This window comes from Cyclobacterium qasimii M12-11B, assembly GCF_000427295.1.
GTDB lineage: Bacteria > Bacteroidota > Bacteroidia > Cytophagales > Cyclobacteriaceae > Cyclobacterium > Cyclobacterium qasimii.
Genome location: NZ_ATNM01000049.1, coordinates 16,297 through 30,204, shown reverse-complemented (window position 1 = coordinate 30,204; position 13,908 = coordinate 16,297). Strand labels below are relative to the sequence as shown.

The 13,908-nt window shown below is 37.4% G+C and carries 13 protein-coding genes; 3 read left to right on the top strand and 10 right to left on the bottom strand.

From position 1 onward, the window contains the following. Window positions 1–119: 119 nt before the first annotated feature. The 10 genes from hisB to argS form a co-directional block, all read right to left on the bottom strand. A complete protein-coding gene (gene hisB, locus ADICYQ_RS04480) occupies window positions 120–1,220 on the bottom strand; it encodes a bifunctional histidinol-phosphatase/imidazoleglycerol-phosphate dehydratase HisB (RefSeq protein ID WP_020892347.1) in 1,101 nt (366 codons plus the stop codon). A gap of 13 nt (window positions 1,221–1,233) precedes the next feature. Continuing rightward, window positions 1,234–2,304, bottom strand: coding sequence for a histidinol-phosphate transaminase (gene hisC, locus ADICYQ_RS04475; protein ID WP_020892346.1), 1,071 nt, complete (start codon window positions 2,302–2,304; stop codon window positions 1,234–1,236). Next, a complete protein-coding gene (gene hisD, locus ADICYQ_RS04470; protein ID WP_020892345.1) occupies window positions 2,305–3,600 on the bottom strand; it encodes a histidinol dehydrogenase in 1,296 nt (431 codons plus the stop codon). It lies immediately after the preceding gene. Window positions 3,601–3,685: 85 nt separating this feature from the next. Next, entirely contained in the window at window positions 3,686–4,546 is an 861-nt protein-coding gene (gene hisG / locus ADICYQ_RS04465; RefSeq protein WP_020892344.1) for an ATP phosphoribosyltransferase, read from the bottom strand. A gap of 493 nt (window positions 4,547–5,039) precedes the next feature. Then, window positions 5,040–6,332, bottom strand: a complete 1,293-nt coding sequence (locus tag ADICYQ_RS04460) for a Rossmann-fold NAD(P)-binding domain-containing protein (protein WP_146948050.1) — start codon at window positions 6,330–6,332, stop codon at window positions 5,040–5,042. Window positions 6,333–6,515: 183 nt separating this feature from the next. Beyond that, the gene (locus tag ADICYQ_RS04455; RefSeq protein WP_020892342.1) at window positions 6,516–6,872 is read right to left on the bottom strand and encodes a translation initiation factor; all 357 of its coding nucleotides are present in this window, start codon (window positions 6,870–6,872) and stop codon (window positions 6,516–6,518) included. A gap of 9 nt (window positions 6,873–6,881) precedes the next feature. Next, on the bottom strand, window positions 6,882–7,733 hold the full coding sequence (locus ADICYQ_RS04450; protein WP_020892341.1) for a universal stress protein: 852 nt from the start codon (window positions 7,731–7,733) through the stop codon (window positions 6,882–6,884). A gap of 80 nt (window positions 7,734–7,813) precedes the next feature. Next, entirely contained in the window at window positions 7,814–8,719 is a 906-nt protein-coding gene (locus ADICYQ_RS04445; protein ID WP_040414536.1) for a 1,4-dihydroxy-2-naphthoate polyprenyltransferase, read from the bottom strand. A gap of 99 nt (window positions 8,720–8,818) precedes the next feature. Next, window positions 8,819–9,424, bottom strand: coding sequence for a glutathione peroxidase (locus ADICYQ_RS04440; RefSeq protein WP_020892339.1), 606 nt, complete (start codon window positions 9,422–9,424; stop codon window positions 8,819–8,821). Window positions 9,425–9,426: 2 nt separating this feature from the next. Beyond that, entirely contained in the window at window positions 9,427–11,217 is a 1,791-nt protein-coding gene (gene argS, locus ADICYQ_RS04435) for an arginine--tRNA ligase (RefSeq protein ID WP_020892338.1), read from the bottom strand. A gap of 433 nt (window positions 11,218–11,650) precedes the next feature. Between argS and ADICYQ_RS04430 the strand changes: the two genes are divergently transcribed. The 3 genes from ADICYQ_RS04430 to ADICYQ_RS04420 all read left to right on the top strand — a co-directional run bounded on the left by ADICYQ_RS04430 (window position 11,651) and on the right by ADICYQ_RS04420 (window position 13,852). Continuing rightward, window positions 11,651–12,256: an outer membrane beta-barrel protein gene (locus tag ADICYQ_RS04430; RefSeq protein ID WP_081652288.1), complete on the top strand. Its 606-nt coding sequence runs from the start codon at window positions 11,651–11,653 to the stop codon at window positions 12,254–12,256. Beyond that, window positions 12,253–12,813 carry an outer membrane beta-barrel protein gene (locus ADICYQ_RS04425; RefSeq protein WP_020892336.1) on the top strand — a complete coding sequence of 187 codons (561 nt, stop codon included), beginning with the start codon at window positions 12,253–12,255 and terminating at the stop codon, window positions 12,811–12,813. The genes ADICYQ_RS04430 and ADICYQ_RS04425 overlap by 4 nt, the downstream gene beginning before the upstream one ends. A 328-nt stretch (window positions 12,814–13,141) precedes the next feature. Beyond that, window positions 13,142–13,852: a DUF1003 domain-containing protein gene (locus ADICYQ_RS04420; protein ID WP_040414572.1), complete on the top strand. Its 711-nt coding sequence runs from the start codon at window positions 13,142–13,144 to the stop codon at window positions 13,850–13,852. Window positions 13,853–13,908 lie beyond the last annotated feature (56 nt).

Below are 13,908 nucleotides of genomic sequence, written 5' to 3'. Positions count from 1 at the left end.
TAGGATAATAGAATAAAAGCAAAAGGCCTCATTTAAAAAATGAGGCCTTTTGCTTTTTGTACCTTTGAAGAAAATTTTAGCAGTTTAAGGCCTAATTGTCCTCCTGTGAAAGTCTTATTCTATAATGTTCCTTTTGTACTTGGAAGTTGATCCAGTGCATTGAGATCCTTTTTAACTGCCATTTTAATGGCTCTTGCCAAGCCTTTGAATATGGCTTCTATTTTATGGTGTTCGTTGTCCCCTTCAGCTTTGATGTTCAGGTTACATTTGGCAGTGTCACTAAAAGACTTGAAGAAATGATAGAACATTTCCGTTGGCATGTCTCCGATTTTTTCACGTTTGAAATCAGCATCCCATACGATCCAGGGTCGACCACCAAAGTCTATGGCTACTTGAGCCAAACAATCATCCATAGGCAATAAGAAGCCATACCTGTAGATGCCTTTTTTGTCCCCCATGGCTTTCAGATAGGCCTCGCCAAGTGCCAAGCCAGTATCTTCTATTGTATGGTGCTCATCTATGTGCAAGTCTCCTTCAACTTTAATATCCAGGTCACAGCCACCATGTTTTGCCAGCTGATCTAGCATATGGTCAAAGAAAGGTAGTCCTGTGCTTATGGTACTTTTGCCTGAGCCATCGAGATTCAATTGAATGGCTATATTGGTTTCAGAGGTTTTGCGGATGACTTCTGCTTTCCTTGGGGGAAGCTTTAGAAACTCATAAATGGCATCCCAATTGTCAACACTCTTGTCCGCATTTTTGACTACCTCTTTCCCAAAAAAGATGGATTTGGTTCCAAGGTTTTCAGCCAGGGTTACATCCGTTTCCCTATCACCTATAACATAAGAGTTTTCCAGATCGTAATCTCCATTGAGGTAGGCTGTGAGCATGGCGGTACCAGGTTTTCTGGTCGGTGCATTTTCATGTTCAAAGGTTTTGTCAATATGGATTTCCTTGAAAAATACGCCTTCCTGTTCCAGGGTCTTAAGCATTTTGAATTGTGCTGGCCAAAAGGTGTTTTCAGGATAGGAATCCGTACCCAAGCCATCCTGATTAGTGACAAGTATAAGCTCAAAGTCACCTTCCTCGGCTATTTTGACCAGGTTGCTAATTGCACGGGGTATAAACTCAAGTTTTTCTAAACTATCTACTTGATAATCTGTAGGTGGCTCTTTAATGATTGTGCCATCCCTATCTATAAATAATAGCTTTTTTTTCATGCTTCAATCTTTTCTAGTGCTTGTTAGTAATATTCCTAAGGACCTCTTTCAAAGCATTGATCAACTGTGTGTTTTCCGCTTCACTTCCCACTGTTATTCTCAAACAATCTTCGCAACGTTGTACTTTTGACCGGTCTCGGACGATTATCTTTTTATCAATTAATTGCTGATAGGCCTGATTGGCCTGGGGTACTTTTGCCAATAGAAAATTAGCCGAAGAAGGGTAGACCTTTTCAACTTCAGGAATTGCTTCTAGTGCAAGCTGTAACTTTTCTTTTTGAGAAAGTATTTCCTTAACCATATGTTCCAATTGCTTGGTATTGCCAATGGCTTCTAATACGGTGTCTTGGGTCAAACCACTAATATTATAAGGCGGTTTAATTTTATTGAGTATGCCAATTATTTCCAGGGAGGCAAAAGCCATTCCCAGACGTAGCGTTGCCAAGCCCCAAGCTTTGGATAGCGTCTGCATGACGAGCAAATTGGCGTATTGGCTCAATTCCAGGCTAAAGCTAGGCTCATCGCTGAAGTCAATATAGGCTTCATCTACTACTACCAAACCATCAAATTTGGATAGAATTTGATAGATAGCTTGACGATCAATTTTATTGCCGCTAGGATTATTTGGAGAGCAAATGAATATGATTTTAGTGTTACCATCTACTGCATCAAGCACATTTTGTACCTCCATGTCAAATGTAGGGGAAAGAGAAACTTTCTTTGTTGCCACATCATTAATGCCAGCACTTACTTCATACATGCCATAGGTTGGAGGCATAATGATAACATTGTCAATTCCTGGTCTGCAAAAGGCCCTGAATAACAAGTCTATGGCTTCATCACTTCCATTGCCCAAGAAAATATTGGAAGGTGGTACCTGCTTAATTGCACCTAGTTTCTCCTTTAACTTGGACTGATAAGGATCCGGATACCTATTGAAAGGTTGTTCTGATACTGAACCTAGAGCGTTTTCATTCGCGTCTAGAAATATCCCTTCTTTACCTGTATATTCATCCCTAGCGGAAGAGTAAGGTTTCAAGGAAGCTATATGCGGCCTAAGCAACTTTTGAAGATCAAATGCCATCTATTTTTTTTCTTTATCCAGGTAATTTAAACGTATACTGACAGCCTGTTTGTGGGCCATAAGTTGTTCATTCTCTGCCATTACTTCTATTACGGGACCCAAACCTCTTAGCCCTTCTTCAGTAATTTTTTGATAAGTAATTTTCTTCACAAAACTGTCCAATGAAACACCGGAATAGCTTCTTGCATAGCCATTGGTAGGTAGGGTATGGTTGGTGCCAGAAGCATAGTCTCCGGCAGATTCTGGCGTGAAATTCCCTATAAATACTGATCCGGCATTTATAATTCCTTTTACCGCTTTGTCTTCTTCCTTAATATTGATGATCAAATGCTCGGGAGCGTATTCGTTAATTAGTTCCAGAGCAATGTCCATGTCATCAATCACTACCGCTACACTGTTTTCCAATGCTTTCCTCGCTGTTTTCTGACGTGGTAAATGTTCCAGTTGAGCATTGACTTCAACAATGATATTATCCACTATTTTTTCTGAAGGGCAAACCAGTATAACCTGGCTGTCAGCACCATGCTCTGCCTGAGATAGTAAATCTGCAGCTACAAAGGCTGGAATGGCGGTTTCATCTGCATAAACCAAAACTTCAGAAGGGCCAGCAGGCATATCTATCGCTACTCCTTTTTTAGCTGCCAACTGTTTTGCTGCAGTTACATACTGATTTCCAGGACCAAATATTTTGTCTACACGCGGAACTGTTTCTGTTCCATAGGCAAGGGCTGCAATGGCTTGAGCACCTCCAGCTTTTATTACTTTGGTGATGCCAATCAATTTGGCAGCATATAAAATGGCCGGATGAACTTGGCCTTTCTGATCTGGAGGGGTACAAAGAATAATTTCTTCACATCCTGCTAGTTTTGCAGGTATGCCAAGCATAAGTACGGTGGAAAACAACGGTGCTGTACCGCCCGGTACATACAAGCCCACCTTTTGAATGGCAACACTTCTACGCATACAAGTCACCCCTTTCATAATTTCGGTGCTTAAAGGGGGCGATTCCTGTAATTTATGGAATTTTTCAATATTGGACTTGGCTGTTTTGATCGCATCTTTAAGTGCTTTATCAACTTGCTTTCCAGAATTTTTTATGTCCACTGGATCTACCATTATGGAGTCAATTTCCACATGGTCATATTCAAAGGCGAATTTACGAAGGGCTTTGTCTCCCTGTCGCTTCACCTTTTTCATGATCGGTTTTACGATCTTTTCTATGTCTTTGGTTTTTTGAACAGGTCTTGCCAGTTCTTTCTTCCAGATCTTTTTGTCAGGGTTGACCAGGATTTTCATACGCTATGAATTTTGTAATGAGAAAATTCAATCCATTGCTCACTTAATGAATTGATGCTATTTCTCATCAGTGTTCAATCTATTCCTAAATAAGCATCTTCTCAATGGGAACAACCAAAATACCCTGTGCTCCAGCATTTCTTAGTTCCTCAATATTTTCCCAAAATTGGTCTTCACTAATGACAGAATGAACAGAGGACCAACCTTCTTCAGCCAAAGGCAGAATGGTTGGACTTCTCATACCAGGTATTAAGGATACTATTTTGTCCAAAGAAGCATTTGGTGCATTCAAAAGGACATATTTGTTCTTTTTGCCCTTTTGGACAGCATCCATTCTGAATAGTAACTTTTCAACTGAAGCCTGCTTCGCAGTATTGATGCCTTTATGACTTATAAGAACGGCTTGCGATTGGAAAATTTCTTCCACCTCTTTAAGCCCATTCATCATCAAGGTAGATCCTGAACTGACAATGTCACATATGCCTTCTGCTAAGCCTATACTTGGAGCAATTTCAACTGATCCACTAATTTCATGAATATCAGCTTTGATATTTACCTTTTTAAGGTAATCACCAAGAATTTTAGGGTAAGAGGTAGCAATGTTTTTGCCTTCAAAATATTCGATACCTGGGTAAGATTCTCCTTTTGGGATAGCCAAAGAAAGCCTGCATTTTGAAAAGCCCAATTGTTTAAGAACATTGACATTTTTGTCCTTTTCAACAAGCTCGTTTTCTCCTACTATACCTAGATCGGCAATACCATCGGCAACATATCCTGGAATGTCATCATCTCTTAGAAATAAAAATTCTATAGGGAAATTGGTTGAAGAAGATTTTAATTTACCTGTGCCGTTATGAAATTTAATGCCACACTCTTTGATGAGTTTGAGAGAATCGTCACTTAAACGCCCACTTTTTTGAACGGCAATCCTGATAATGTTTTCCATGGAATAATGTATACAATAAATACTTAGAATATATTTAGTTTGATTTGTTTCCCCCGGGGTAGGAGATTAGATAGAGGGGAAACCTCCATTTAGGAGCAATGATGACCTGCATGATGCTTATGTGCATTTGCCGGGTATAAAAATATTAAGGTAAAGCGTAAACTTCCTGTATTCATCATAGTAATGCAAATTTAGTCAGCTATTGCAAACTTGCAAAAAAAAATGATGTTTACTGTGATAAAAAGAGTCTCTTTTTATTCTTTTTTAAATAGTTACAGGCGTATCGATAGGAAAGCAAATACGCTTAATATTATTTCCATTCCTTCCTTGATCGTCAAAACGATTGTTTAGGGTATTCTTAGCCACCTGGCTTCAACCAATTTAATTGGAATCCCATCGATTTAGAGACTTTTCAACTTAAAAAATAACAATTCGTTCGTAACGTGATTATAAAAAGAAGACTGGCAAACCGGCAGTTTTATGAGTCTCGAAGCTAGTTGTACTGATAAAAATCATTTACTATTTTATCATAATTGATGATGTCCTTGTATTGAGCATTGCTTTTTATTCTTGCAATTGATTTTTTCAACAGGATTTTATTGATATGATTATCAGACATTACGGCCTTAAAAAATGGCTCGTCAGCGATTAAAACCTTAGTGTATTGACTATTGTTGATATTTTTGACTAATAGTTCATTGGCTAAAGTCAGCATTTCCTGACCTTTTTTATCATCTATCCAATGAAAAAATTCCAAATTCATTTCTGAAATAATTGGCTTGGCTTTTTTTAGCCACTTTTTATTAATTTCCATTTTCTGCTCTACTATTTTGTAAATATCTGTCAGATTAAATGGAATCACTTGGTGGTTTTCATTGAAAATAGCTGTTAAATTACTTTTTATAGACAGATCAATGAAAATTTTGGTGGTGTCAAAATCTTTCTGAAAGTAAGCTGGATGAAGTATTTGCAGTGAATTTTCTAAAGTGGAAATTAGAATGTCATTTTTATTAATCACGTTTTCAACCTCTGACATGGGCTCAAAGATAAAGTTGTTTAAATCCATTTCTGGCAATGTTGAAAACGGTGCAATGCTTTTATCTACTATGGTAATCTTATTGAAACCTTTACTCGTTAGGTTTTTGTAAATCCTTTTGCTTAACGCATTTAATCCTATAATTGCGATTTTTGGATGTTTTACACTCTTCACCAACTCAGTTATTAAATCTGATACAGTATAGGTTATTGAAAAATTAGGCAATTGGTAATCGACTTGTTCTTTGATGCGTTTATTGGTTGCTATTAAATTATTCCACCATCTTTCAAGGTATTCACCTACCATCCCATTTTCTAGCGATAAATTATATGCCTGGATAAATCTTGGGAACAATGGAGTGGTCCCATAATTAGAAGACTGAACACCAAAACAAAGCTCTGATAGGTGGATTAATAATTTTTCTTCGTCAGAAGTTTGGTGGAATTCACTTTTAATAGGCATACCGCCACTTAAAGTAGCATCAGTTATCGCTTCAAATATTCTTTCTTCAAGATCTAAATCACTGAAGTATATTATTTCAGTTCGTTCTGGAATTGAAAGAATAATTAATTCTTTGATTTCTGGCCAGGATTTTAGCGTGTAAAGCAACTGCTTGTTTTCCTCTGTACTCAAATAAAAAGCGTCATTTTTTAAGTTGTATAAATTTCCGCTAAAGCTCAATAATCTAAACTGTCCCATTATTGCTGTTTCTATTTGCTGTAAATGCTTCGATACTATACGTATCTCCACACTTTGCCGGATTTACCGGGTTATAAAAATTAATACACAAATTTAAAAATAATATAAAAACAACTAAAAATTAGTCGATGAACACGCAACTACCGTCGGTAAAATAGCCCAAATTGACGGTGAAATAATTCAGTGAGCTAACTTAATGTTTTATAAGCTGTTAAAAAAATAAAAGTCCGGTTTTTAACCACCGGACTTTTTGGCTTTATAGCCTATTCCTATCAAGTAATCCATTACTTTGTCTCTTTGGTCACCCTGGATTAGAATTTCACCATCCTTGGTATTTCCTCCTACACCACATTTTCCTTTCAGGTCTTTACCTAAAGTTTTCAAATCATCCTCCTGCCCAATAAAGCCAGTTACAAGTGTAACTTGTTTTCCACCTCTTGATTTCTTGTCTAATAAGACCTTTAAATTTTGTTGTTGGGGTGGAAGTGTGCTTTCATCCCCATTATTGTTTGTATCAAAATCAAAGTTGTTTGCCGTAGAATAAACTACCCCATCTCTCTGCTTCCAATCGTTGCTCTTTTTTCTACCCATATGCTCTCTTTATTTTTTGAACTTCATCGTCCATACTGGCTTTTTAGAACTATTGACCACATCTTCGGCTATACTGCCCCCTAAGAGGTGTAAGAATCCGGTTCTACCATGTGTAGACATGGCGATGAGATCGGCCTCTATGAAGTCTGCAAATTCATTAATTCCTTCTTCTTCGCTGTCAGCATTGAAAATGTCAATTCCTGCATTTTCTAAATTATTGGCCTTAATAAATGCACTGATTTTATCCATTGAAGCAACGGATTTCTCAAAAGAATTAGGTGTGTTTATCTTTACAAGCCTTATTTCTGCACCAAGCAATTCCTGAAGCACTTTTAACTTTTTGATTACTTTTTTGCTATTTTCACTGAAATCACTCGCGAATACAATCTTTTTAATGGAATCTGAACTTACCTGCCCTTTGACAGTAATAACAGGACATGCTGAGTGCCTTACTACTTTTTCAGTATTCGAGCCTATGAGTATTTCTTCAAGTCCACTTGAACCCTTGGAACCCATTATTACCAGATCAGCTTCTATTTCTGTTATTTCGCCTGATATGCCAGCATAAGGATTACCAAAAGATAAGCTTGTGCTGAATTTATAGGCTTTGCCTGAATGGGCTTCCTCTAGTTTTTTAAATTGTTCTTTCCGTTTATTAACCAAATCTACCATGTAGATTTTATCAATAAAATTTTCTCCCATACTTACTTCACCCATGGTGTTAAAGTTTTGAGAAGTAGGGATTTCGATGATGTGTATCAGCTTAAGTTTACAGGCAGCTTTGGTAGCTAATTCTTGAGCGAGTTCAAAGGCATATTCAGCCTCTTCTGAAAAATCGTAAGGTACTAAAATACTTTTCATAGAATTTGTGCTGTTAAATTTAATATTTCAGTTAAACTACATAAAAGTAACCAATTTTAGGTGCAAAATGGATCAATACTTTAAAAAATCATCCATCCTATTCCGAAAAATAATACGCAAAAGAGTGTAGATAAGGCCATTACCTTTAAATAAGGATCTAGTTTTTCAGGGGTCTCAAACTTTCCAACTGCCCAACCAGTCTTTAAAATGGTTGGCGCCATAAATAAAAAGGCCAATGCCCCGTAGGCATGCTCAATTATAATAAATGCCAATAACAATAACAATGCAGTAATAATAAGCGCCCAGTGGTACTTTTGGGCTGCTTTTTTTCCTATCCTTACTGGTATGGAAAGTTTACCTGCGGCTTTATCAGATGCTATGTCCCTAATATTATTGATGTTCAAAACACCTGTACTTAAGAGCCCAATTGAGGCTGCTGGCAACCAAAGCGCAGGGTCAAAAGTTAAGGTATGCAAGTAAAAGGTGCCCATGACGCCGACACAACCAAAAAATAAAAACACGGATATATCACCTAAACCGGCATAACCATAAGGTTTTTTTCCTGAAGTATAGGCGATGGCCGCGATGATGGCTAAAATACCAATGCCCAAAAACAAAAGAAATTTATAAATGTCTTCCAGTGCGATGATTAACAATACCAAGCCACTGATTAAGGATAGGACTGAGAAAATAATTACTGCTACTTTCATTTCAGAAGCCTTGATGAGTCCTGATTGAACAGCCCTTACAGGTCCTTTTCTGCCAGCATGATCTGCGCCATTGATGCTGTCGCCATAGTCATTGGCCAGGTTAGACAAAATCTGTAGCAGTGTAGTTGTGATTGCTGCCAATAGTAATACTGACCACCTGAACCCAGACATTTGAAAAGCTATAAAACTCCCCATGAATATACTCGATAATGCAAGTGGGAGTGTTCTCAGTCTAAGGGCATGGATCCATGCTTGTCTTTTGGTGGTAATGATCAACTTTAATAATATTTAATAATTGTAAATGAGGTAGCAACATTTCACACCTGGAAATGTTGCTAATTTATCAATGCTTAAAATTTGGATTGGACAGTATGCTTAAGAATTAATCAATTTTATTATCTCATCATCCATTGGTTTTACAGCAGAAGGGAAGAACTTCAGCAATTCACCTTTTTCATTGATGAAATATTTGCAGAAATTCCAATTTGGTTCATCATTGTTCCAGCCATTCATGTCCTTGTCGGATAGCCATCTGTAAAGTGGGTGTTTGTCTACCCCTTTGACAGAGATTTTCTCAAAGATTGGAAAAGAAATGCCGTAGTTTTCTGTGCAAAAGGACTTGATGTCCTCACTGGTTCCCGGCTCTTGCCCTCCGAAATTATTGGCTGGAAAGGCTAGTATTGTCAGTTTACCTTTATAAGTCTCATAGAGTTCTTGCAGTTCAGTATACTGTGGGGTGTATCCGCATTTTGAAGCAACATTGACAAGCAATAATTTTTTTCCTTTATACTGTGCCAAATCAACAGGATTACCATCGATATCATTCATGGTGAAATCATAAATACTACTGTTTTCCTCCATGATCTTTGAGCTTAAATTGTGCTGAGAACCTGACTTGATTGAAGTGCTTATTTGAGAACTTTGCATGGGAAACTGTAAAGCGACCATGGCTATAGCAAAAACGTAGAAAATTGATTTCATAATTACATTTTTTGTGGTACATCTATTCCCAATAACTTCATTCCAGCATTGATTGTTTTAGCTACTCTATCTGATAAAGTAACCCTAAAGGACTGGACTTCATTTTTGGCTTCACTAAATATAGGAAGTTCCGCATAAAATCTGTTATACTCCTTGGCCAAATCAAACAAATACATGGCTATAACTGCTGGAGAAAGGTCTTCCGCTGCCATGGCTATTTTTTTTGAATAATCGGCAAGCATGAATACCAATTGCTTTTCAACATTTTCCAATTCGCCCAATCCATCAAAGTTATTGCTGCTATAATCCAAACCGATTTGATCTGCTTTTCTTAAAATGGCAGCAATACGTGCATGGGTATATTGGATAAATGGGCCAGTATTGCCTTGGAATTCAATGGACTCCTGAGGGTTGAACAACATCCTCTTCTTAGGGTCTACCTTCAGAAGGAAATATTTGATAGCTCCTAAACCCAACATCTCGTACAGTTTCTCAGCTTCTTCTTGGCTAAAGCCATCTATTTTACCGAGTTCTTGCGTGTGGCTTCGTGCAGTATCTACCATTTCCTGAATCAGGTCATCGGCGTCTACTACTGTTCCTTCACGGGATTTCATTTTTCCTGATGGCAGGTCTACCATGCCGTAGGAAAGGTGGAATAAGTTATTGGCATAAGGCCGTTCCAATAAGCCCATGATTTTAAACAAGACTTCAAAGTGATAATCTTGTTCGTTGCCCACTACGTATACAGACTTGTCTATAGCATGGTCTTTGAATTTTAGGTCAGCAGTTCCCATGTCCTGTGTCATGTATACGGAAGTGCCATCAGCTCTCAGGACAAGTTTTTCATCTAGCCCTTGATTGCTTAGATCCGCCCAAACAGAGCCATTTTCTTTCTTGAAGAATACTTCTTTTTCCAGTCCTTCGGTTACAATGTCTTTACCCAAAAGGTAGGTGTCTGACTCATAATAATACTGGTCAAAAGAAACATTCATCTTTTTGTAGGTCTCATTGAAGCCCTGATACACCCAGTTGTTTAATTTCTTCCAAAGACTGACCGTTTCTTCATCTCCCAATTCCCACTTCACCAAGGATTCTTGTGCTTCTTTCATCCAAGGCGCCTCTTTTTTAGCTAGCTCCTCAGTCATCCCTGCATCCATTAGCTCCTTGATTTGCCTTTTGTACTCTTGGTCAAAAAGAACATAGTACTTACCTACAAGGTGGTCACCTTTCATTCCAGCCATCTCTGGTGTCTCGTCATTTCCCAATTTTTGGTAAGCGACCATTGACTTGCAAATGTGTATGCCTCTGTCATTTACCAGGTTGGTTTTAATGACTTCATAGCCATAGGCATTGAGTATATTAGAAACTGAAAAGCCTAGGAAATTATTCCTTAAATGTCCCAAATGCAGTGGCTTGTTGGTGTTTGGTGAACTGTATTCGACCATTACCTTTTGATTTCTTGGCGCAAAATGTCCAGGAGTTTCCTCCGTCATCATTTGGGAAAGAAGCTCTATCCAAAAAGCAGAAGAAAGACTAATGTTAAGAAACCCCTTGACTACATTGAAATCAGCCACTGAAGGATGGTTTTCTTTCAAATAATTACCAATTTTCTCTCCAGATTGTTCAGGAGAACCTTTGGTTATTTTTAGATAGGGGAAAAGCACAAAGGTATAGCTGCCTTCAAATTCTTTTCTTGTAGGTTGAAGGCTTAGGTCTTCACTGTCTACTTTATGATTAAATAGTTGCTCAAAGGCCTCCGCTATTGTCTTTAAAATGCTTTCTTGAATATCCATATTGTCAATTGCTTCCTGATTATCGAGGCGCAAATATAAGGTTTTCCTTTCAAAGAGGAGAGGGCTAGGCCTAAATTATATGGAGAGGGTTTTAGACGATAGCCACTTGCTATGCTGGATGTGAAACTGGAGAGTGGGAGGGAGAATTTTCACTTCTTATACTTAAAGCCAAAACATTTGAAAACTAGGGACTTATTGGATTGATTTATTCAATAGTATTTTTTGGCTTAAAAGAGGATGTCAACTGATTTTCCCTAGATCCCAAACCTTGGAATGTTTTGGGGCAAAGAGCTATTACAGAATTATAACGTTAAAAAGAAAAAATCAGTAGTAATCCACAACTGTCAGACTAAGTATTTCGTAGGGTATTCAGATTGTATTTAACTATTTAAATAAGTAATAAAATTCATAAATTTTTACACAAATCTTTTATATGAAACACTGTCTCTTATTGCTCTTTTTTATTTCAGGGATTTCCAGTGCCTTTGCCCAATTTGATAAAGGAGATCTGTATGTTGGGGGTAACTTTGGGCTTTCCATAGATACCAGAGAAAGCTCAAATCCAGGCAGTTCCTCCCAGTACAGTATAAATCTTAATCCAAATTTGGGTTATTTTATTTCTGACCGATCTGTGATAGGTGTTATTCCTCAAGTTAGTTTTTTCAGAAGTGCCACTACCACTTCAATGAATACAAAAATTATCTCTGAAAATGTTAAAGGAGGTATAGGCTTGTTTTACAGAAGGTATTTTCCTGTAATCGACAATTTTTATCTTTTTCTAGAACCCAAAGCGATGTTTAATAGGACCTTTAAAGGAGAAAACAATCCCAATTATTTGGGGTTTTCATTAGCTCCCGGAGCATCCTACAGGATCAATGGAAAATGGATGGTAGAAATGACTTTGGGTGGACTCGTTTATAATTACACCTATACCAATTCAGGTACAAATCAGGAATATGATGATAAGCGGATTGCCTTTGATTTAATCACCGCCAACAGTATAGGGATCGTTTATTTCATTAACCAGAAGGACCAATGAAGAAGTTTTTAATCCTTTTTGTTTACTTGGGAATTTATTCCATGGGTCAAGAGGCAAATGCCCAGATTTCGCAAGGAAATCATTCTGTGGGATTGGAATTCGGTTGGAGTGATAGGTCTGTAGATTTTTTTGATGAGAGAAGCCAGGAAGATGATTACTTTAGGTTTACACCTAGCTATTCCTACTTTATTGAAGATCAGTTCAGTATCATAGGTGGTGGACGTTTTTATACGCGAAAAAGTAATAACACTAATCAAAATGGCAATTCTCCTGGATTGAAAAGAAAAGAATTGGATGTTTTTGTAGGGTTAAGAAAACACATTGAAATCCGCCCCAAATTATTTATGCTAGCGACCTATGGGTTAAGGTATTCATGGACTGATTATTTCACTGAATCAGTTAATGCCGATGAAGAGTTGTTATATTCTTACCGGCAAAAAGTAAATCAATTCGGTCTTTTCGGGAACCTGGGATTGGCTTATTTTCCAAGTGAAAAATTTAGCTTTGAACTAATATTTATAGAAGGTCAATTTTTAAGTTTTATAATAAACGAATAGATGCCGGTCAAAATAATAGCAACTATCAGGACAATGGTTGGGGTTTTGAAGTGGATGGTTTTCTGGACCAGCCAAGCCTTGCCCTGAGGTATTATTTTTAAATAGAAGAATTATAAATACCTTAAGTTTATTAAAAATAGCAGCCTCCTAGGCTGAGAGACCTTATTGGGTTTATAATCTGAAGCTACCATGTAATGGTTTGCGCTATTCTAAAAAAGAAAATGAATGTCTTTACAAGTTTACCAATGCTTATTTTGGTCTATTGATGGAAATCCATAAATTGATTGCTAAACAAGGCATAACGAGGGGTTGCAAACCCTATATTAAAATGAACAAGAGCCATTTATCAAAAAAGGAGATCAATAGAGGGGAAGTTGTCAATGGGAATGAAATCCGGGACGGAATTTTCGATTTTATTAAATCTCAATACCCTGACTTTTCTAGAGAAAGCATTATTTCAATTGGAGAGCTTAATAAATACCGGCGGCTTTACTTAACCAAACTCATAGAACAAGAAAAAGGAGATTTGGCTGCCATAGACAAGGATGTTATGGATGCTATCCGTAACAATTCCATACTTTCTGAAAACTTACAAGAGGACATTGATACCGCTATAACCTTAGGGCAAAGGATGGCGGATAAAATCGCCTCTTTCGGGGGGAGTTGGACCTTTATTATTGCTTTCTTTTCATTTTTAACCTTGTGGATCATAGCAAACATATGGTTGCTTGCCAGCAATACTTTTGATCCCTATCCTTTTATATTGTTGAATTTAATGCTTTCCTGTATTGCAGCTATACAGGCACCGATTATTATGATGAGCCAAAACCGGCAGGGACAGAAAGACAGGCAGAGGGCTGAGCTAGATTATAAAATCAACCTTAAGTCCGAACTTGAAATTCAGCTGCTGAATGAGAAAATTGATCATCTTTTGGTACATCAAAATAAAAAGCTCCTTGAAGTCCAGGAAGTGCAAATTGATTATTTGGAGGACTTGATGAAGGAATTGAAAAATAGCAAACCGGACCATAAGAAATAATAAGAGTAGCTGGCAAACTTGAGAGATCAATCTTAAATCCTTCTCTTTTTCAATTC

Excerpts from the sequence above, each read along its gene's own strand:
- hisB (WP_020892347.1), bottom strand. The coding sequence starts at position 1,220 with ATGAAAAAAAAGCTATTATTTATAGATAGGGATGGCACAATCATTAAA.
- hisC (WP_020892346.1), bottom strand. The coding sequence starts at position 2,304 with ATGGCATTTGATCTTCAAAAGTTGCTTAGGCCGCATATAGCTTCCTTG.
- hisD (WP_020892345.1), bottom strand. The coding sequence starts at position 3,600 with ATGAAAATCCTGGTCAACCCTGACAAAAAGATCTGGAAGAAAGAACTG.
- hisG (WP_020892344.1), bottom strand. The coding sequence starts at position 4,546 with ATGGAAAACATTATCAGGATTGCCGTTCAAAAAAGTGGGCGTTTAAGT.
- ADICYQ_RS04455 (WP_020892342.1), bottom strand. The coding sequence starts at position 6,872 with ATGGGTAGAAAAAAGAGCAACGATTGGAAGCAGAGAGATGGGGTAGTT.
- ADICYQ_RS04450 (WP_020892341.1), bottom strand. The coding sequence starts at position 7,733 with ATGAAAAGTATTTTAGTACCTTACGATTTTTCAGAAGAGGCTGAATAT.
- ADICYQ_RS04440 (WP_020892339.1), bottom strand. The coding sequence starts at position 9,424 with ATGAAATCAATTTTCTACGTTTTTGCTATAGCCATGGTCGCTTTACAG.
- argS (WP_020892338.1), bottom strand. The coding sequence starts at position 11,217 with ATGGATATTCAAGAAAGCATTTTAAAGACAATAGCGGAGGCCTTTGAG.
- ADICYQ_RS04430 (WP_081652288.1), top strand. The coding sequence starts at position 11,651 with ATGAAACACTGTCTCTTATTGCTCTTTTTTATTTCAGGGATTTCCAGT.
- ADICYQ_RS04425 (WP_020892336.1), top strand. The coding sequence starts at position 12,253 with ATGAAGAAGTTTTTAATCCTTTTTGTTTACTTGGGAATTTATTCCATG.
- ADICYQ_RS04420 (WP_040414572.1), top strand. The coding sequence starts at position 13,142 with ATGAACAAGAGCCATTTATCAAAAAAGGAGATCAATAGAGGGGAAGTT.